Source organism: Paracoccus sp. KR1-242 (assembly GCF_049446195.1).
Lineage (GTDB): Bacteria > Pseudomonadota > Alphaproteobacteria > Rhodobacterales > Rhodobacteraceae > Paracoccus > Paracoccus broussonetiae.
Genome location: NZ_JBMSED010000006.1, coordinates 119,694 through 139,285 on the forward strand (window position 1 = coordinate 119,694; position 19,592 = coordinate 139,285).

19 protein-coding genes are annotated in these 19,592 nt (G+C 64.8%); 6 read left to right on the plus strand and 13 right to left on the minus strand.

Annotated features, from left to right (window positions below; all coding sequences use genetic code 11):
* The first annotated feature begins 76 nt into the window (after positions 1-76).
* The 4 genes from ACO2Q4_RS10390 (at position 77) to eno (ending at position 4,014) form a co-directional block, all read left to right on the plus strand.
* Entirely contained in the window at positions 77-415 is a 339-nt protein-coding gene (locus tag ACO2Q4_RS10390; RefSeq protein ID WP_423319113.1) for a DMT family transporter, read from the plus strand.
* Positions 416-480: 65 nt separating this feature from the next.
* Complete coding sequence (locus ACO2Q4_RS10395) at positions 481-1,899, plus strand: protein adenylyltransferase SelO (protein ID WP_423319115.1); 1,419 nt, start codon at positions 481-483, stop codon at positions 1,897-1,899.
* Positions 1,900-1,914: 15 nt separating this feature from the next.
* Positions 1,915-2,673: an endonuclease/exonuclease/phosphatase family protein gene (locus ACO2Q4_RS10400; RefSeq protein ID WP_311758350.1), complete on the plus strand. Its 759-nt coding sequence runs from the start codon at positions 1,915-1,917 to the stop codon at positions 2,671-2,673.
* A 63-nt stretch (positions 2,674-2,736) separates the two neighbouring features.
* The gene (gene eno / locus ACO2Q4_RS10405; protein WP_423319117.1) at positions 2,737-4,014 is read left to right on the plus strand and encodes a phosphopyruvate hydratase; all 1,278 of its coding nucleotides are present in this window, start codon (positions 2,737-2,739) and stop codon (positions 4,012-4,014) included.
* A 45-nt stretch (positions 4,015-4,059) separates the two neighbouring features.
* Here eno and ACO2Q4_RS10410 read toward each other — a convergent pair whose 3' ends face one another.
* The 3 genes from ACO2Q4_RS10410 to cysS are packed head-to-tail and all read right to left on the minus strand — an operon-like array spanning position 4,060 to position 7,858.
* Entirely contained in the window at positions 4,060-4,821 is a 762-nt protein-coding gene (locus tag ACO2Q4_RS10410; protein WP_423319119.1) for a squalene/phytoene synthase family protein, read from the minus strand.
* Positions 4,818-6,437 (minus strand): citramalate synthase, encoded by a 1,620-nt coding sequence (gene cimA / locus ACO2Q4_RS10415; protein WP_423319121.1) that lies wholly within the window; start codon positions 6,435-6,437, stop codon positions 4,818-4,820. Before cimA ends, ACO2Q4_RS10410 begins: the two co-directional genes overlap by 4 nt.
* A complete protein-coding gene (gene cysS, locus ACO2Q4_RS10420) occupies positions 6,434-7,858 on the minus strand; it encodes a cysteine--tRNA ligase (protein ID WP_423319123.1) in 1,425 nt (474 codons plus the stop codon). The genes cimA and cysS overlap by 4 nt, the downstream gene beginning before the upstream one ends.
* 181 nt (positions 7,859-8,039) lie before the next feature.
* Here cysS and ACO2Q4_RS10425 point away from each other — a divergent pair, with 181 nt between their 5' ends.
* Entirely contained in the window at positions 8,040-8,381 is a 342-nt protein-coding gene (locus tag ACO2Q4_RS10425) for an MmcQ/YjbR family DNA-binding protein (protein ID WP_395132515.1), read from the plus strand.
* 101 nt (positions 8,382-8,482) lie between these two features.
* Here the strand turns inward: ACO2Q4_RS10425 and ACO2Q4_RS10430 are convergent, their stop codons facing one another.
* From ACO2Q4_RS10430 to ACO2Q4_RS10475, 10 genes are all read right to left on the minus strand, one after another.
* Positions 8,483-8,929 carry a pore-forming ESAT-6 family protein gene (locus ACO2Q4_RS10430; RefSeq protein ID WP_311758344.1) on the minus strand — a complete coding sequence of 149 codons (447 nt, stop codon included), beginning with the start codon at positions 8,927-8,929 and terminating at the stop codon, positions 8,483-8,485.
* 97 nt (positions 8,930-9,026) lie between these two features.
* Positions 9,027-10,124 carry an ABC transporter ATP-binding protein gene (locus ACO2Q4_RS10435; RefSeq protein WP_423319284.1) on the minus strand — a complete coding sequence of 366 codons (1,098 nt, stop codon included), beginning with the start codon at positions 10,122-10,124 and terminating at the stop codon, positions 9,027-9,029.
* A 56-nt stretch (positions 10,125-10,180) separates the two neighbouring features.
* Positions 10,181-10,987: an ABC transporter permease gene (locus tag ACO2Q4_RS10440; RefSeq protein WP_423319126.1), complete on the minus strand. Its 807-nt coding sequence runs from the start codon at positions 10,985-10,987 to the stop codon at positions 10,181-10,183.
* A complete protein-coding gene (locus ACO2Q4_RS10445; protein ID WP_311758342.1) occupies positions 10,984-11,853 on the minus strand; it encodes an ABC transporter permease in 870 nt (289 codons plus the stop codon). The genes ACO2Q4_RS10440 and ACO2Q4_RS10445 overlap by 4 nt, the downstream gene beginning before the upstream one ends.
* 100 nt (positions 11,854-11,953) lie before the next feature.
* Positions 11,954-12,379 (minus strand): secondary thiamine-phosphate synthase enzyme YjbQ, encoded by a 426-nt coding sequence (locus ACO2Q4_RS10450; RefSeq protein WP_423319128.1) that lies wholly within the window; start codon positions 12,377-12,379, stop codon positions 11,954-11,956.
* Complete coding sequence (rmuC, locus tag ACO2Q4_RS10455) at positions 12,376-13,824, minus strand: DNA recombination protein RmuC (protein ID WP_423319130.1); 1,449 nt, start codon at positions 13,822-13,824, stop codon at positions 12,376-12,378. Before rmuC ends, ACO2Q4_RS10450 begins: the two co-directional genes overlap by 4 nt.
* Before the next feature lie 140 nt (positions 13,825-13,964).
* Positions 13,965-14,378: a BLUF domain-containing protein gene (locus tag ACO2Q4_RS10460; RefSeq protein ID WP_395132511.1), complete on the minus strand. Its 414-nt coding sequence runs from the start codon at positions 14,376-14,378 to the stop codon at positions 13,965-13,967.
* On the minus strand, positions 14,379-16,370 hold the full coding sequence (gene rpoD, locus ACO2Q4_RS10465) for an RNA polymerase sigma factor RpoD (protein ID WP_395132509.1): 1,992 nt from the start codon (positions 16,368-16,370) through the stop codon (positions 14,379-14,381).
* A 162-nt stretch (positions 16,371-16,532) separates the two neighbouring features.
* Positions 16,533-18,461 (minus strand): DNA primase, encoded by a 1,929-nt coding sequence (gene dnaG, locus ACO2Q4_RS10470; protein ID WP_423319133.1) that lies wholly within the window; start codon positions 18,459-18,461, stop codon positions 16,533-16,535.
* A 42-nt stretch (positions 18,462-18,503) separates the two neighbouring features.
* The gene (locus tag ACO2Q4_RS10475) at positions 18,504-19,088 is read right to left on the minus strand and encodes a TetR/AcrR family transcriptional regulator (protein WP_423319135.1); all 585 of its coding nucleotides are present in this window, start codon (positions 19,086-19,088) and stop codon (positions 18,504-18,506) included.
* A 96-nt stretch (positions 19,089-19,184) separates the two neighbouring features.
* On the opposite strand from ACO2Q4_RS10475, the gene ACO2Q4_RS10480 reads away from it, so the two are divergent.
* Positions 19,185-19,574, plus strand: a complete 390-nt coding sequence (locus ACO2Q4_RS10480) for a hypothetical protein (RefSeq protein WP_423319136.1) — start codon at positions 19,185-19,187, stop codon at positions 19,572-19,574.
* The last annotated feature ends 18 nt before the right edge of the window (positions 19,575-19,592 follow it).

Here is a 19,592-nt window from a genome sequence, read left to right on the forward strand (position 1 = left end):
CGTATCCGGTTCAAGGGCAGCGTGACATTCCCGGCAGGCTTGGGCTAGATCGCCCGAGCGCCCGTGGAGAGACAAGATGCCGATCCTGACCTATGCCACCCTGATCGTCGCGATCGTTCTGGAAGTCACCGGAACCACCTTCCTGCAACGCAGCGAGCAGTTTACGCGGCTGGTCCCGACCCTGATGATGGGGCTTTGCTATGCGGGATCGTTCTACTTCCTGTCCCACGCACTGCGCGCCATGCCCCTTGGCATCGCCTATGCAATCTGGAGCGGGCTGGGCATCGTCCTTGTCTCGCTGATCGGGCTTTTCGTCTTTGGCCAGCGGCTGGACGTGGCGGCGATCATCGGGCTTGGGCTGATCATTGCCGGTGTGATCGTGGTGAACCTGTTTTCCGGCAGCATCTCGCACTAGAGCGCGTGCCTGCGCCCTTAACATTTCTGCAATGAAGGCTAGATAAGGTCGAAAGGAGGGTCGAGATGATCCACTTCGACAACAGCTATGCCCGACTGCCCGAAGGATTCTTCACCCGGACCGCGCCCACCCCCGTGCGCGACCCGGCACTGATCGCGCTGAACCTGCCACTCGCAAGCCGCCTTGGCCTTGATGCCGACTGGCTGGCCGGGCCTGAAGGATTGCAGATGCTGTCGGGAAACGTCTTGCCCAAAGGTGCCGAGCCGATCGCCCAGGCCTATGCCGGGCACCAGTTCGGCGGCTTCTCTCCGCAGCTTGGCGACGGACGCGCAGTACTGCTGGGCGAGATCGTGGCCCCCGACGGCGCGCGCTTCGACATCCAGCTGAAGGGAGCAGGGCCGACACCCTTTTCGCGTCGGGGGGACGGCCGCGCCTGGCTGGGTCCGGTCCTGCGCGAATATCTGGTCAGCGAATTCATGGCGGCTTTCGGCGTCCCGACCACGCGCGCATTGGCCGCCGTGACGACGGGCGAGACGGTGATCCGCGAAACCGTGCTGCCGGGCGCGGTCCTGACCCGGATCGCGGCAAGTCATATCCGTGTCGGCACCTTCGAGTTCTATGCCGCGCGCGGCGATCGCGAACGGCTGCGCCTGTTGGCGGAACACGTCATCGCGCGCCATTACCCGGACGCCTCGGGCGCGGCCGACCTGCTGCAACGCGTGGTAGAGGCGCAGGCCTACACCATATCCTGCTGGATGGGGCTTGGCTTCATCCACGGGGTCATGAACACCGACAACATGTCCGTTTCCGGTGAAACCATCGATTACGGCCCCTGCGCCTTCATCGACGGCTACCAGCCGGACAAGGTGTTTTCCTCGATCGACGCGCAAGGGCGTTATGCCTGGAACGAACAGCCGCGGATCGCGGTCTGGAACCTGGCACAGCTGGCAAGCTGCCTGGTGCCCCTGATGGGCAATGACGACGAGGCCGTGACCGAGGCCACGCGGATCGTCCATTCCTTCCCCGAACTTTACCAGCGCGAATGGCTGCGCCGCTTCGGCGCCAAGCTGGGCATCGCGTCGACCCGCCCCGACGACCGAGAGTTGGTCGAACGCCTGCTGAACCTGATGGCTGCGGAGCGCGCGGATTTCACCACCACCTTCGCGGCGCTTGGCGATGGCACGGCGCGGGACCAGTTCGTCGACCGGGCCGCCTTTGACGCCTGGGCCGCTGATTGGCAGGCGCGGATCGCGCCCCTCTCCGATGCGCCCGAAGTCATGGCCCGAGCCAACCCGCGGCGCATTCCGCGCAATCACCGCATCGAGCAGGCGATTGCCGCTGCGCGGGATGAGGGCGATTTCACCCTGTTCCATCGGCTGGATGCGGCGCTGCGCGACCCCTTTGCGGATCGCCCGGAATGGGACGACTTGTCCCGCCCGCCCGAACCGGATGAGATCGTCCAACGCACCTTCTGCGGCACCTGATCATCGAAAGGCCCCATGTCGTCACAAACGGACCGCATCAGACTGGCCAGCTATAACCTGCACAAGTGCAGGGGCATGACGGGGCCACATGCACCTGAACGCAACCTGCAAGTGATCGCGGACATCAAGCCCGATGTCATCGCCCTGCAAGAGGTCGATTTTCGCCTGGGCCGCCGGCCCGAGGCCCTGCCCCGCGCGCTGATCCAGGAAGCGACGGGCATGGTCCCGGCGGTCTTCAACCCGACAGGCTCGAATTCGCTGGGCTGGCATGGCCAGACCATCCTGCTGCGTCCGGAACTGATGGAGCAGGCGACTGTCCGCCGCCTTCCCTTGCCGGGGATTGAGCCGCGGGGCGCGCTGGCGCTGCGCATTCCGGGGATCACCATCATCGCAGTGCATCTGGGGCTGGCGCGATCGTCCCGTCGGGCGCAATTGCGCCGCATCGTTGCCCAGGCCGGGCGCATGGGCCACGACCGCCTTATCCTGACGGGCGATTTCAACGAATGGCACGACAATCGCGGGCTTGAGGCGCTGGAGCCGATGCATGTTCTGGCCCCCGGTCCCAGCTGGCCCGCCCCGTTTCCCCGCCTGCGCTATGACCGGTTCGCCGTCTCGCGCGGGATCGAGGTGGTGGATTCGGGCGTCTGGGACAGCGATATCGCGCGCCAGGCCTCGGATCATCTGCCGATCTGGGCGGATCTGGCGCTGGAACCCTGGTCCGCCGCCCCCGAACCCGGGATCATGGGCCGTGTGAGCGATAACCCTGCCGAATGAACTTTTCTGCACGCGCGAAGGCCGCTACACATCTGCGCAAACCTTGTCACGAGAGGGACGGACATGACCGCCATCATCGACATTTTCGCACGCGAGATCCTGGACAGCCGCGGCAACCCGACCGTCGAGGTCGATGTCACGCTGGAAGACGGCACGATGGGCCGCGCCGCGGTGCCCTCGGGCGCTTCGACTGGCGCCCATGAGGCCGTCGAGAAGCGCGATGGCGACAAGTCGCGCTACATGGGCAAGGGGGTGCTGGAGGCCGTCGCCGCCGTGAATGGCGAGATCGCCGAAAACCTGATCGGCGAGGACGTGACCGACCAGATCGGCATCGACCGCCTGATGATCGAGATCGACGGCACCGCGAACAAGGGCCGTCTTGGCGCGAACGCGATCCTCGGGGTCTCGCTGGCCGTGGCCAAGGCCGCAGCCGAAGCCAGCGCACAGCCGCTTTACCGCTATGTCGGGGGCACGGGCGCGCGCATCCTGCCGGTGCCGATGATGAACATCATCAATGGCGGCGAGCATGCCGACAACCCGATCGACATCCAGGAATTCATGATCATGCCTGTGGCCGCGGAAAACATCCGCGAGGCCGTCCGCATGGGCTCGGAAGTCTTCCACACCCTGAAAAAGGAACTGTCGGCGGCAGGTCTCTCGACCGGGATCGGCGACGAGGGTGGCTTTGCCCCGAACCTTTCGTCGGCCCGCGATGCGCTCGACTTCATCCTGAAGGCGATCGAAAAAGCAGGCTACCAGCCCGGCGACGACATCATGCTGGCGCTCGACTGCGCGTCGACCGAATACTTCAAGGGCGGCAAATACGAGATGAAGGGCGAAGGGAAGTCCCTGACCCCGGCCGAAAACGTCGCCTATCTTGAGGCGCTGTGCAACGACTACCCGATCCTGTCGATCGAGGACGGCTGCTCGGAAGATGACTGGGACGGCTGGAAGCTGCTGACCGACACGCTGGGCGACCGCGTGCAGCTGGTCGGCGACGACCTGTTCGTGACCAACCCCGTCCGACTGGCTGAAGGCATCGCGAAAGGCTGCGCCAACTCGCTGCTGGTCAAGGTCAACCAGATCGGCACCCTGACCGAGACGCTTGACGCCGTGCGCATGGCCGACCGCGCACGCTACACCTCGGTAATGTCGCACCGCTCGGGCGAGACCGAGGATGCGACCATCGCCGACCTCGCCGTCGCGACGAATTGCGGCCAGATCAAGACCGGCAGCCTCGCGCGTTCCGACCGGCTCGCGAAGTACAACCAGCTGATCCGCATCGAGGAAATGCTGGGTGCCTCGGCAGAGTATGCCGGGCGCAGCATCCTGCGCGGCTGATCGCAGAACCGACATGCGGACAGGGCGGCCAATCGGCCGCCCTTTTCATATCCACCAGCGATGTGTCAGCGCGAAGGCACCAAGCGCCAGCCGCTTTCGGAACTCCGACGGCTGCGCCGCGGCCAACGCCTCCAGCCCGTTCGGCGCCGCATCCAGAACGAGCTTCACGCCCGCACCGGGAAAGAGGACCGGAGCCAGCGCGCGGGGCACATCTCGGCGCAGGTCGCGCGCCTCGGTGAGCTTTCCACGCGCATCCCGCGCGATTTGCGACAGGGCTTCCGCCGACGGATCCCATAGGCCCAGCCCCAGACCCTGCAACGCGGGAAGTGCTGCAAGCCAGCTTGCGAGGCCCAACCCCTCGGCCTGAGCGGCAATCGCAGGCGTCGCCGCCAGCGGCCCATCAAGGGCCTCGGCGGCGAATTCCATTAGCGGCACCGCCGTTTCCCGCACATAGGCCGCAACGGCCCCGGGACCGTCATGCGGCTCACGCGCGCTGTCGCGGCGGCGCCCCTCGGCCAGCACGGCAAAGGCCGCCGCCCGCGGACCCCAGGCCTCGGCCAAGGGCGTCAGGATTTCGTGGGACGCGACCTGCCCCTCGGCGATGGCTTCCAGCCGCTCGATCCACCACTGCACACGCATTTCGGCGATCAGCGGCTCGTTCGAGGCAAGTGGCGTTCGTGCCAGCTCCAGGTTCAGCGCATAGAGCGTCAACAGGCGCGGACGCGCCTCGGCAGGGGAAAGGAGGCAGATGCCGAACCGCTCTGGATCATGCTCCCTGAGCTGCTCGGCGCAATGGTCAAGGCTCATGCCGGTGTCACCCCGTCGCGGATCAGCTTCCAGCGGATGGCATCGACCAGCGCCTCGAAACTTGCGTCCACGATGTTGTGCGAGACACCGACCGTCGACCAGCGGTTCCCCTGCCCGTCGGCGCTGTCGATGATGACGCGGGTGACGGCATCGGTGCCGCCCGCGGTGATGCGGACGCGGAAATCGACAAGCTGCATGTCCTCGATATGGGACTGATAGGGCCCAAGGTCCTTGGCCAGCGCGCGGGAAAGCGCGTTGACCGGGCCGCGGTCCTGACCCTCTTCGTCCATGCTTTCACTGACGGACAACATTCGTTCGTCCCCGATACGGACAACGACCACCGCCTCGGAGACGGTGATCCGGCGGCCGAGGGCGTTCTTCCTGCGCTCGACAGTGACGCGGTAGCGATCGATCTCGAAGAATTTCTTCATCCGGCCGAGTTCGGTCAGCGCGAGCAGTTCAAAGCTCGCCTGCGCGCCGTCATAGGCGTAGCCGTCATCCTCGCGGCTCTTGACCAGATCGAGGATGCGGGCAAGAGCCGGGTCGTCGCGTTCGACGATGATGCCCGCCTCGGCCAGACGCGCGCGCAGGTTCGACTGCCCCGCCTGATTGGACATCGGGATGATGCGCGCATTGCCCACCACCGCCGGTTCCACATGCTCGTAGGTCGCCGGGTTCTTGAGGATCGCGCTGGCATGCAACCCGGCCTTGTGCGCAAAGGCCGACGCCCCGACATAGGGCGCGGCACGCAGCGGGGCGCGGTTCAGGATCTCGTCCAGCCGACGCGAGATGCGGGTCAGCGCCCCCAGCCCCTCGCCCGAAACGCCGGTGCGCAGGATCGAGCGATAGGGTTCCTTCAGCAGCAGCGTCGGGATCAGCGTGGTCAGGCTGGCATTGCCACAACGCTCCCCCAGCCCATTCAGCGTGCCCTGAATCTGGCGCACGCCCGCCTCGACCGCAGCCAGCGTGCAGGCGACTGCGTTGCCGGTGTCGTCATGGCAATGAATGCCCAGCCTGTCACCCGGAATGCCCGCTGCGATCACCTCCTGCACGATGCGCCCGACCTGTGCTGGCAGGGTGCCGCCATTCGTGTCGCAAAGAACGATCCAGCGCGCGCCCGATGTCAGCGCGGCCCGAAGGCAGGACAGCGCGTAATCCGGGTCATCGGCATAACCGTCAAAGAAATGCTCGGCATCGAAAAGCGCCTCGCGTCCCGAGGCGACCAGATGCGCGACCGAGGCGCTGATGTTCTGCAGGTTCTCGTCCAGCGTGATGCCCAATGCCTCACGAACGTGAAACGGATGGGTCTTGCCCACCAGACAGACCGCGGGCGTACCCGCATCCATGACGGCCGCCAGCACGTCGTCATTCTCCGCCGAACGCCCCGCGCGCTTGGTCATGCCGAAGGCGGTCATCGTCGCACGGGTCGTGGGGGCCGAGGCGAAGAAGTCGCTGTCGGTCGGATTTGCGCCCGGCCAGCCGCCCTCGATATAATCGACGCCAAGCTGGTCCAGCATCCGCGCGATCTCGGCCTTTTCGGCGGAAGAGAACTGCACGCCCTGCGTCTGCTGCCCGTCACGCAAGGTGGTGTCGTAAAGATAAAGGCGATCGGTCACAGCAGTGCCCCCAGCCGAGAGACATCAAGCCGCGGCCCAGCCAGCAGCTCGACCCCGGCCTTTGACATGCGTACCTCCACGCCCGCCTCGGTCAGCGCCGTCTTCAGCGCGTCGACCGAGCCGAAGCTTTTGGTCTGCATCGCCTCGACCCGCAGATCGGTCAGCTTCTGGGTCAATTCTTCCAACGCGTCCTTGACCGAAAAATTGACGTTCGCGATGCTGGCAAGATCGTGCCGCATCCAGTCGCCCATTTCGGGCTGCAGCAGACCCAGGAAGCGTGCCGAGGCCAGCAGCAACGCCGGATCATCACGCAAGCCGTGCAGCACCGCGATTGCGCCTGCGGTGTTCAGGTCATCGGCCAGCGCCTCGATGATGCGGGGATCGGGCGCGGGGGCGGGTTCGACCCCCTTGGTCAGGACGCGCCAGTCCCACAGGGTATCCTCGGCCGCCTGGGCCTTGTCGGCTGTCCAGTCCATCGGCTTGCGGTAATGCGTCGACAGCAGGACGAAGCGGATCACCTCGCCCGGCACACGCTTTTCCAGCAGGTCGCGGACGGTGAAGAAATTGCCCAGCGATTTGGACATCTTCTTGCCTTCAACTTGAAGCATCTCGTTATGCAGCCAGACGCGGGCGAAATCGCCATGCGGATGGGCGCAGCAGCTTTGCGCGATCTCGTTCTCGTGGTGGGGGAATTGCAGGTCGATCCCGCCCGCATGAATGTCGAAGCTTTCGCCCAGCAGCTCATAGGCCATGGCCGAGCATTCGATATGCCAGCCCGGACGTCCCCGACCCCAGGGGCTGTCCCAGCCCGGCAGGTCGGCATCGGACGGCTTCCACAGCACGAAATCCATCGGATCGCCCTTGAAGGGTGCGACCTCGACCCGCGCGCCCGCGATCATGTCATCGACCGACCGGCCCGAAAGGCGACCGTATTCGGGGAAAGAGCGCACATCGAACAGCACATGCCCTTCGGCTGCATAGGCGTGCCCCTGCGCGATCAGCGTGCCGATCATGTCGATCATCTGCTGGATGTAATCGGTCGCGCGCGGTTCGTGATCGGGGCGCTCCGCCCCCAGCGCGTCCATGTCGGCGTGATACCAGGCAATGGTTTCCTCGGTCCGTTCGCGGATCAGATCCTCAAGCGTGCCGGGCGCGCCGGCTGCCTTGCGGGCAGCGGCGCTGGCGTTGATCTTGTCATCGACATCGGTGAAATTGCGCACATAGGTCACGTTCCCGGCGCCATAGACTTCGCGCAGCAGCCGCACCAGCACGTCGATCACCACGACGGGACGGGCATTACCCAGATGCGCGCGGTCATAGACCGTCGGGCCGCACAGATAAAGCCGCACGTTTTCGGGGTCCAGCGGCCGGAAGACCTCTTTCCCCCGGGTCTTGGTATTCGTCAGTCTGATATCGACCATGACTTCCCTCGAAATTGGGCATCCCGAACCTCTCCCGGCGCGGGCGTCATAGGTCACGAAGTAACGCCCGCCTGAATTTTCAGCCGGTAATGATGCAACGGATGGTGGCGGCGTGCAGCTTCATGCCGCTGCCTTAAACCATCGTCTTGTCTCTGCCAAGAGACGCTGCAAAACTCGCATCATGAGCCGAGACCTAGTCAACGAGATATGTGCCGCGCAACCGGGGGCCGAATGGTCCGACCCCTGGGGCGGAGGCCATGATTGCTGGAAAATCGGTGGCAAGACCTTTGCCGTGACGGGCACCGCTGGCACCCATGTCGCGGTCAAGACCGAAAGCGCCGAACTTGCCGCCTTCCTGATCGAAACCGGCGTTGCCGAACACGCCCCTTACCTGCACCGAAGCTGGGTCGCCCTGCCCCTTGATTCGGCGCCGGACGAGCTGGCCCACCGCATCCGCCACAGCTATCGCCTGGTGCGGACGGGATTGCCGAAGAAGGTGCAGGTCGGACTGCCCCCCTTCTGAACGAAGTGGGGCCGGCCCCCATCGCAAAGGACCGACCCCGGAATGGCAGGCCCCGGCCGGAGCGACTCGAAACCGGAACTGCCGCCAAACCCTTTTGCGCCCTAGCTGGGCACCTGTGCGGCAAGCTGTTGCAGCAGGGTGTCCATCTGCTTGCAGAGCGCTTCCTCGGTCGTCTTCTGCTCGGTGGCAGCATCCGCCAGCGAACGCTCAACCCCCATTGCGGAAACGGTGCCTTCCTTGCCCTTCGCCTCGGCGGCGTCGCCCTTGGCGGTGTCACCGGCCGGGATCATGGCGAGGAGCTTGGTCTGGGTCTCGACCGCCTTGCCGTCGATGAAGCCCTTTTGCTGGCAATAGGTCAGCACACCCAACTGGTTGCGCGCGCTTTCATATGCAGCACCATTGTCCTGCACGGGCGCCGCCGCAGGAGCCTGGGTCGTCGCCGGGGCGGCAGGAGCCGCGGGCGCGGCCTCTTGCGCAAGGGCGATGCCTGCGGTCAGCGCCGAAGCGGCCAAGGCGAGTGCGGGAAGAATGGCGGAACGTGCGATCATTATGGATCTCCGTCTGTTGCATTGCCTTTCGAACGTGGCACGGCTGGCCGCAGGTCGCAAATGCGGCGTGGCGATATCTTGCCGCCAACGCCTTGAATCAGCGGAAAAGCACCAGCGAACCCGGCGACCAACTCACATTCGCGCGTGTTCCGACATCCTGCACTTCGCGACCAAAGACGTTGCGCATGGCGATGCGGACGGGCCGTGCCTTGCCGTCGAAACTGGCCGAGCCGTCCAGCCGGACGTCGTAATAGGTCATGTCGCCATAATAGACGACCTCGTCGATGACGCCCCCCGTGACCCTGCCCTGCCCCGATTGCGACGCGGACAGAAGCGATACCGCCTCGGGCCGGAACCCGATCGAGGGGCCGTCGTCCCCGGGATCGGCGCTGCTGACGTTTCTGGCCGGAATCACCACCCGGCCCAGGCCCGAAACCTCGACCTCGATCCCATCTTGCGTCTCGCCCAGGATGCGGGCGGGCAGGAAGTTCATCACGCCGATGAAATTCGCGACTCGGCGGCTGGTCGGGCGCGCATACAGCGCCTCGGGCCCGTCAAGCTGGGCGATCTGTCCCTCGAACATGACCGCGATGCGATCGGACATGACCAGCGCCTCTTCCTGGTCATGGGTGACAAGGACGAAGGTGATGCCCACCTGGCGTTGCAGCTTGATCAGTTCAACCTGCATCTGTTCGCGCATCTTGCGGTCCAGTGCCGAAAGCGGCTCGTCCAGAAGCAGCACCTTGGGCTTCAGGATCAGCGCGCGGGCCAGAGCCACGCGCTGCCGCTGCCCGCCCGACAGCGCGTGCGAGGCGCGCTTGCCATACCCCTTCAGCCCCACCATCTCCAGCGCCTGCTCGACCGCGGCGGCCTTTTCGGCCTTCGAGCGCGGATCCCGGCGCAGGCCAAAGCCGACATTTTCAGCCACGGTCAGGTGCGGAAAGATCGCATAGGACTGAAAGACCATATTGGTCGGGCGGCTGTTCGCCGGCACACCGTCCATGTCCTGCCCGTCGATCAGGACCACCCCTTCGGAAATGTCCTCGAACCCGGCGATCGTGCGCAGAAGCGTAGTCTTGCCGCAACCCGATGGCCCCAACAGCGAGAAGAACTCGCCCGCGCGGATGGTCAGATCGATGCCCCGCAAGGCGTGATAGTCGCCGTAATGCTTCTGGACCCCCTTGATCTCGATCATCGGACGCGCCGTCGCGGTCCTGGCGCGATGCGCGGCGGTGCTGCTGCTGGGCGTGGTCACAAGAAGCCTCCGGTATCCTTGGCGCCGGTCTTGGCAAGGCCGCGACGGCGGAAATATTCGGCGATGGTCAAAAGGATGATGGACATGAAGACCAGCACCGTTCCCAGCGCCATGATCATCGGTGTCTGCTTTGGAAAGCGCAGCTGGCTGAAGATATAGGTCGGCAGCGTCGGCTCGTTCCCGGCCAGGAAGAAGGCGATGATGAATTCGTCCAGGCTGATCGTGAAGCTCATCAGCAGCGAGGAAATGATCCCCGGCATGACCAGCGGCAGGATGACTAGCCGGAAGGCGCTCCATTTCGTTTCGCCAAGGTCATAGGCCGCCTCCTCCAGTGAGCGGTCGAGCGAGTTGAACGCGGTGCTGAGGATGACCGTCGCATAGGGCATGCAGATCAGCGTGTGGCCCAGGATCACCGTCAGGATGTTCAGCTTGATGCCGATCGACAGCAGAACCACCAGAAGCGAGATCGAGACGATGATCTCGGGCAGGACCAGCGGCAGCATGATCAGGCCCATGATCGCACCCTTGCCCGGAAACTCGAACCGGGTCGAGGCGCGCGCGGCAAAGACGCCAAGGCATGTCGCGAAGATCGACGAGGAGACGGCAATGGTCAGCGAATTCATCAGTGCGCGCCGCATCGACGCGTTCTCGAACATCTGGACGAACCACTGCGTGGTGAACCCCTTCAGCGGAAAGGTGATCACGGTCCCCGCATTGAACGCAAAGACCGGCAGCAGCAGGATCGGCGCGTACAGGAACAGAAGATAGGCGATCGCATAGATCCGCAGCCCGCCGCCCTTCATTGCCGCACCTTCAGGAAGCGGCGGTTCACGGCCACGAACAGAAGGCTGAGGATCGCGACCACCAGCATGGCCGAAACAGCCAGTGCCGAACCCATCGGGCGGTTGTCCAGGTCCAGCATCTGCGCCTGGATCATGTTCGCGATCATCGGAATCTTGCCGCCCCCGATCAGCGCCGGGGTCACATAGTCCCCGATGGTCGGAATGAAGACGATCAGCGATGCCGCGACCACACCCGGCATCGCCAGCGGCAGGGTCACGCGCCAGAACGTCATTGCCCGGCTTTCGCCAAGGTCGCGCCCAGCCTCAAGTAGCGAGCGGTCGATCTTTTCCAGCGCGATGAAGATTGGCAGGATCGCGAAGGGCGCATAGGCATGGGCCAGCGTGATCACCATCGAGTTGACGTTATACAGGATGAAGGTCAGCGGCTGGTCGATGATGCCAAGCGTTTTCAGGCCCGAATTGATGACCCCGTTATAGCCCAGGATCACCTTCCACAGGAAAACCCGGATCAGATAGCTGGTCCAGAACGGGATGGTGATCAGGAAAAGCCACAGCGACTTGCGCTCGGCCGAGACGGCGAAGCTGAGGAAATAGGCCACCGGAAAGGCCAGGAGCACCGTAACCGCCGTGACCAGCGCGGCCACCCCCAGCGAACGGCGCAAAATGGTGTGAAAGATCGGGTCCGACCAGACCGCGCGATAGTTCTCCAGAGTGAATTCGCGGATCACCGTCAGATAGCCGTCCTTCAGGAAGGAATAGGCCAGGATGGTCAGCAGCGGCGCCGCCATGACCAGGACGGCATAGGCCAGCGGAGGAGAGATCAGGGTCAGCCCCTGTGTCGCTTGCGATCGGCTACCTGTCGCCATGCCCTGTCCTTCTTGCCGCGAACGGTCCGCTTTTGTTGCGCAAATTTTCCACAATGCCGCGACAAGTGAAAGGAGTTTTAGCGGTCCCCGATGCTGTTGCTTAGCCTGCCTGAAACTTCGCCACGACCTCTCGTTGATGGGGTGCGCGCCGATGCTCGACCAGGTAGATGCCCTGCCACGTCCCCAGAACCATCCTTCCGCCTTCCACCGGGATATGCAGGCTGGTGGGCAGCACCGCCGACTTCAGATGCGCAGGCATGTCGTCCGGCCCTTCGGCGCGATGCGTGATCCAGCCCATCGCGGGATCGACCGCCGGGGGTGCGATCCGGCCCAACCAGTTCAGCAGGTCGCGGCGCACATCGGGATCCGCGTTTTCCTGAATCAGAAGCGAACACGAGGTATGGCGCACGAACAGCGTCACCACCCCCTCGTCCGCGAGGATAGCGGAAAGCCAGCCCGCGACATCGCGCGTGATTTCATGCAAGGCGGGTCCGCGCGTCTGAAGGCGGAACCGCGTCAACGTCACTCTGCTGCCTCTTCGGGTGCCGGAAGGCTGCCGCCGTCATGGTCAAGGCCAAGACGCTTCTGCGTCCGCGCGCCCAACTCGCGCAGCATCTCGGCTTGCCGGATGACGTTGCCCGAGCCGCGCGACAGTCGGTCCATCGCGGTGGCGTGGCTTTTCTGCGCTTTGTCCAGCGCCACGCCCACCTCTTCGATCGAGGACACGAAGCCATGCAGCTTGTCGTAAAGCTGTCCGGCCCGCGCGGCGATCTGCATCGCGTTCGATTCGCGCCGTTCCACTGTCCAGATGTGATCGACGGTGCGCAGCGTCAGCATCAGCGTGGTCGGCGTCGCCAAACCCACGCGGTTTTCCATCGCGTGGCGGGCCAGGTCGGGATCAACGCGCAGCGCCTCGGAAAACGCGCCTTCGACCGGGATGAACATCAGCACGTAATCGACCGAACCGTCATCCAGCGCCTGGTAGCCCTTGGCCGCGAGGCTTGCGACATGCCCCCGGACCGAGGCGACATGCCGCCGCAGGGCGGCTTCGCGCGCGACCGGATCCTCGGCGTTCACGGCTTCTTCATAGGCGTTCAGCGATACCTTGCTGTCGATCACCAGCAGCTTGCGCTGCGGCATCTTCACGATCACATCCGGGCGCCACAGCTTGCCGTCACCGTCTCGATGGCTGGTCTGGGTCTGGTAATGCGTCCCTTCGATCAGGCCGGAATCCTCAAGGATGCGCTCCAGGATCATCTCGCCCCAGGCGCCGCGCTTCTGGCTGTCGCCTTTCAGCGCGCGGGTCAGCGCAACCGCCTCTTGCGAAATCTGTTCGGAACGCTTGTGCAGGTACTCGATCTGCTCCTTCAGGCGCGCGCGTTCTTCGTCGGTAGCCTTGTTGCGGGCCTGCAACTCGGTCTGGAAGCGGTTCACCTGATCGCGGAACGGCGTCAGCAGCGCGTTCAATTGGTCGCCGTGGGACTTCTGCATTTCGGCCCCCTGAACGCGCAGGGTCTCGTTTGCCATCAGGCGGAAATGCCCGGTCATCTCTTGGCGCAGCTCGCGCAGGGTCAGGATCTCGCGCTCGGCCGCTTCGCGGTCCTTGTCCGAAGCAAGCCGCGCCTCGGCCAACTGGCGCTGGGATTGCGCCAGAAGGTTGCGTTCCCGGTGCAGCGCGTCGGTCAGGCCATCGCGCTCCTCCACCAGTTCCTGAAGACGTTGGGCTAGGGATTCGGCCTTGGTCTCGATGCGGCTGATCTTCAGCAGATGGTCCTGGGTGGCGCGGCCCTCTTCCTCCAGCCGGGCGCGCAGGCCCTGTTCGGCCAGCGCCGCCTCTCGGGCCGCGCGCTCGGATGAGCGCCTTATGCGCGACAGCGCGGCCCCCAGGCCCAGGATGGCGGCAAGCGCCAGGATCAGCAGCACCCGAAGGTTATCGCCAATCGCAAGCCATTGCTGGATATGTTCCGTCACTCTGCCCACCTTCGCCGGGCCGTCGCCGCGGCCGCCGTTCTTCTTGGGCGTAACTGTTCACCTTTTACCCCGGAAATGCAAGAAGCAGACGTCCCGACAGGAACCGGGACGGCCATTTTCTCCAGGGAAATCGGGGAAGTTCAGGCCGAGGCCGCGCGCAGTTCAGACAGCATGAAGTCCAGCAACCCCTGCGCGAACGAGGTCTGATCGCTGACCTGGACGCCCTGTTCAGCCACCCAGTCGAACAGGATCCCCGCAGTCGAGGTGCCAAACCCCATCTTCCAATTCGAAAATTGCCGGCCGCGCTGGGTGCCCTGCCACAGGAATTCCACATCGCGGTGGCGGGGGTCCGCAACGATCAGGTCGCCGACATCGGCCAGCGCATCGGACGGCCCTTCCAGCCACTGATAGAAGGAACCGTCCTCAAGATGCAGATAGCCGGTCAGGTCCAGAACGCTGTTGCGCGCCCTCGACTCGGCCAGGATATCCGCACAGCCGGTGGACCTCGCGGTCAGCGAAGTCCGACTCCGGTAGAGAAAGAAAGAGGTCTCCACTTACTGATCCAGGAAGGACCGCAGCTTGCGCGAACGAGACGGGTGCTTGAGCTTGCGCAGCGCCTTGGCCTCGATCTGACGGATACGTTCGCGGGTCACGCTGAACTGCTGGCCGACCTCTTCCAACGTGTGGTCGGTGTTCATGCCGATGCCGAAGCGCATCCGCAGAACCCGCTCTTCCCGCGGCGTAAGGCTGGCGAGGACGCGCGTCGTGGTTTCCTTCAGGTTTTCCTGAATGGCGGAATCCAGCGGCAGGACCGCGTTCTTGTCCTCGATGAAATCGCCAAGCTGGCTGTCTTCCTCGTCCCCGATCGGGGTTTCGAGAGAGATCGGCTCCTTGGCGATCTTCATCACCTTGCGGACCTTTTCCAGCGGCATCTGCAGCTTTTCGGCCAATTCCTCCGGGGTCGGCTCGCGGCCGATCTCGTGCAGCATCTGGCGTCCGGTGCGGACCAGCTTGTTGATCGTCTCGATCATGTGGACCGGAATCCGGATTGTCCGGGCCTGATCCGCGATCGAACGCGTGATCGCCTGACGGATCCACCAGGTCGCATAGGTCGAGAACTTGTAGCCGCGCCGATACTCGAACTTGTCGACGGCCTTCATCAGGCCGATATTGCCTTCCTGAATAAGATCAAGGAATTGCAGGCCACGGTTTGTGTATTTTTTAGCAATCGAGATCACCAGGCGAAGGTTCGCCTCGACCATTTCCTTCTTGGCCTGGCGAGCTTCCTTCTCGCCGCGCTGGACCTGGTTCACGATCCGGCGGAATTCCTCGATATCGACGCCGACATGCTGGCCGACCATGGCCATGTCGCCGCGAAGCTGCTCGACTTGACTGCGCGATTTCTCCAGCAGGACCTGCCAGCCGCGACCCTTGTTGCCCGCCATGCGGTCGACCCAGGTCGGGTCAAGCTCGGCGCCGCGATAGGCGTCGATGAACTCGCGGCGGTTGATGCGGGCCGCGTCGGCCAGCTTCACCATGCCCGAGTCGATCGTCACGATGCGGCGGTTGATGCCATAGATCTGGTCGACCAGCGCCTCGATCCGGTTGTTGTGCAGGTGCAGTTCGTTGACCAGCGCAACGATGCGCGAACGCAGCAGCTGATACGCGATCTCGTCCTTGGCCGAGAAGCTGCCATCCTCGTTCAGGGTGGCGGACATGCGGTTGTCCTGCATGTGCGCCAGTTCTTCATAGCCCTGCGCAATCGCTTCCAGCGTCTCAAGAACCTTGGGCTTCAGCGTGGCTTCCATCGCGGAAAGCGACAGGTTCTGGCCGTCCTCGTCCTCTTCCTCGTCTTCGGACCGGCGCATCGGGTTGCCGTCGGCGTCCAGCTCATCCTCGCCCCGGGCAGTGCTCGGGCCGGCGGCATTGGCGCGCGGCGTCTCTTCGGTCAGGACTTCCTCGTCTTCACCCTCTTCGTCCATCGAGCGGCCGAAGGTGGTTTCAAGGTCGATCACGTCGCGCAGAAGGATGTCTTCTTCCAGAAGCTCCTGCCGCCACATCGTGATGGCCTTGAAGGTCAGCGGGCTTTCGCAAAGCCCGGCGATCATGGTGTTGCGCCCAGCCTCGATGCGCTTCGCGATGGCGATCTCGCCCTCGCGCGACAGCAACTCGACCGAACCCATCTCGCGCAGATACATCCGTACCGGGTCGTCGGTGCGGTCCAGCTTCTCGGTCTCGGTCGTCGCGACGGCAATCTCGCGCGACCCGGTGCTGGTGGTCGCGACCTGGCCGCCCGTCTCTCCGTCGTCCGCCTCCTCATCGTTTTCGACGACGCGAATGTCCATTTCGGACAGCATCGACATCACGTCCTCGATCTGGTCGGAACTGGCTTGCTCCGGCGGCAGGACGGCATTGAGTTGGTCATAGGTAATGAAGCCGCGCTCGCGCCCCTCGGCGATCATGCGCTTCACCGCCGCCTGGCTCATGTCCAGCGAGTGATCGTCGTCCTTGGTGTCGGGCTTCTGGTCGTCGTCGTTGGCTGCCATGCTGGCTCCCTTGAAGCGGTGATTCGCGAATCGGCGAATCGGGATCGGCTTTAGGCCGTTTTTATCGAAGTCGCGGCGGGAATCAAATCCCGGCCCGGACTTGCGGCGAGCGTGATTCGGCGTCGGTGATTCGGCCGTCTCCGACCTCATCCGGCACCCCGGTCAGCGGCGCGGCTTGCGCCAGATTTCGTTTTCCAGCGCAGCCTTCAGCTGCGCCGACAGCGCCGCGCGGTCTTCTCCCAGATCGGAAAAGTCCGAAAGCGAGGGATGATCCGCCTGCTGGCGGGCGCGGGCGGATTGCGCGACGCGCCATGTCAGTCCCTCGTCTGCCAGACCCTGGATCTCGGCCTCGGCACGGGCAATCTCGTCACGCGCGACGCGGCGAGCCTCGATCCGGTCCAGCGCATTGGCAAGGATCTCGGCGGCGGCATCGCCCTCTTGCGGACGCAGGATCGCCGGAGCGGCTTTGACATGGGGCTCGGCCATGATGCTTTCAAGGGCGCGCTGCCCCGCCTGCGACTGGCTTCCCGCCAGCAGGTCATGAACCAGCGCCGCGCGCTCGGCATCCGTGGGGTCCAGTCGTTCAAGACGCAGCTCGACCGGCGCGATCAGTTCGGGGTGGGTCGCGCAGATCGCCAGAATCATCGCCTCGATCATCTCTTCCGCTTCCCGCTCGCCCGCGCCGGGCAAGGACAGGCGCGACGCACGCGTCGACGGTACCGGCGCCGCCGGGACAATCGAGGCCCCGCGGATCCCCCGCGGCTGCCAGGGCGCGCGCGGGCGCTCGGCCTGCGGCTCGCGGCGGCGGGCGCCGAAAAGCTCCCATTTCATCTGCTTCAACGCCATGAAGTAATGGTCGCGGGTGTCCTTGTCGGGGATCTTGCCGATCGCGTCCCCCAGCGCCTTGTCCAGCGCGGCCTTGCGTTCGGGACTGTCGAAGACCTTGCCCTCGGTCTCGCGCCGCCAAAGCAGATCGACCAGGGGCCGCGACTCGTCCAGCACTGACGACATTGCCGAAGCGCCCCGTGCACGGATCAGATCGTCGGGATCCTGACCTTCGGGAAGAAAGGCAAAGCGCAGCGCCTGTCCGGGGGCGGTCAGCGGAAGCGCCAGATCGATCAGCCGAATCGCGGCGCGCAGCCCTGCCGTGTCGCCGTCCAGCGAGATGACCGGCTCGGGCGAGACGCGCCACATCAGCCGCAACTGATCCTCGGTGATTGCGGTGCCAAGGGGCGAGACCGCGCCTTCGAAGCCGGCGCGCACCAGCGCGATCACGTCCATATAGCCTTCGGCGACAATCAGCGGCTTGCCCCGCGCGACCGCCGCACGCGCCGGCCCGATATTGTAGAGGTTCCGCCCCTTGTCGAAGAGCGGCGTTTCCGGACTGTTCAGATACTTGGCCCGCGCATTCGGGTCCATCGAGCGCCCGCCGAAAGCGATGCAGCGCCCGCGACCGTCGCGGATGGGGAACATGATCCGGCCCCTGAAGCGGTCAAAGGGCGCACCGCCGTCATCGGGCCGGGCTGCCAGGCCCGCCTCGACAATCAGCGCGTCCGAGATCCCCTTTGAGCGCAGGGCATTGAACAGCCCCTGCCTTTGGTCCGGCGCAAAGCCGATGCCGAATTGCTCGCAGGCCTGGGCGTCAAGGCCGCGCCGGGCCAGATAGTCGCGCGCATCTGCGGCCACGCCCATGCCAAGCTGCATCCGGAACCAGCGCACGGCCTGCTCCATGACTTCGACCAGCTCGGTCCGGCGGTCCGCCCGCTCGACACTGCGGGGATCGCGTTCGGGCATCTGCAGCCCCGCCTCGGATGCCAGAAGCGAGACGGCGTCGATGAAGCCCATCCCCTCAGCCTCGCGCAGGAAACTCAGCGCGTCGCCTTTGGCATGGCAACCGAAGCAATAGTAAAATCCCTTCTGGTCATCGACGTGAAAGGAGGCCGTCTTTTCGCCGTGGAACGGACAAGGCGCCCACCAATCGCCCTTGGCCTGGTTCGAGCGGCGCAGATCCCACGTCACCTTGCGGCCGATCACGCGCGACAGGGGCACGCGGGCACGGATTTCATCAAGGAACTGGGGCGGAAGACTCATGGCGTCATTTATCGGTTCGCGGCGGCCGGATGAAAAGGAAAATCAGGCCCCGACCGCGCCGCGGACCAGTTCCCAATAGATGGCGACGACCCGCTCCTGGTCCAGGCGTCCGCCATCGCGATACCAGTTGACGACCCCGGTCAGCATCGCGATCAGCGCCATTGTCGCCAGCCGCAAGTCGGGAATATGCATCGTTCCCTCGGCCACCCCGGCGGCCAGGATGGTTTCCAGGGCTTCTTCATAGCGGCGGCGCAGGGTGGCGATCTGACGGCGGTTTTCGGGCGTCAGGCTGCGCAATTCCATGTAGGACAGGAACACCGCCTCGGGGCGCTCGATGCTGGTGGCAATGTGAAAGCGCAGGAAGCTGTGCAACCGCTCCAGCGCCGGACGCTCGGGATCGTCCTGCCAGGCCCCAAGCAGGTCCTGCATGTGACCGCGCAGAAGATCCGCCAGCAAGGCCTGCTTGTCGGGGGTATAGGCGTAAAGCGTGCCGACCTGCACGCCCACCTGAGCCGCGATCTGGCGCATGGACACGGCGCTGTAGCCGTGGCGCGCGAACAGGCTGCGCGCCGCGTCCCGGACCAGCGGCCCGGTGATGACTGCCTTGGATCCTTGTGTGCGCGCCATTCAGTCTTCTAGGCCGCGGATCGCGACAGTAAAAGAGCGCATCTTGTGTCCGGCTTCCCCTCGCGCCTATGGTACCCGCGCATTCGGATCGGAGGCATGATGACGGCGAAACGGAACTGTTTGGCGCTTGCGGCACTGCTGGCGCTGGCGGGCTGCGACGACCGCATCGGGGATTACCCCTCGCTCTTGCCGACCGACCAGCTTCTGGCCGAACCCGCCCTGCCCTCGCACGCGGCCGATGTGGCGCAAAGCCCTCAGGCGACTTCCGATGCGCTGACCGGGCGCGCCAAGGGCCTGGCGGACCGGACGCCCGCGCCTGCCGTCGGAGCGGCCGAGCTTTCGGCGCGCGCCGACGCCCTTCGCGAACGCGCGGCCCAATTGTCCAAGACCTCGCTTGACGCCTGCCCCGATGGGGCGGCGACCTGCGAAAGCCCCGCCCCCGCAGGCGGCGACGACCCGGCCGGCAAGACCCCGGCCAGCGAATAAATCCAAGGAGGAAGGCCC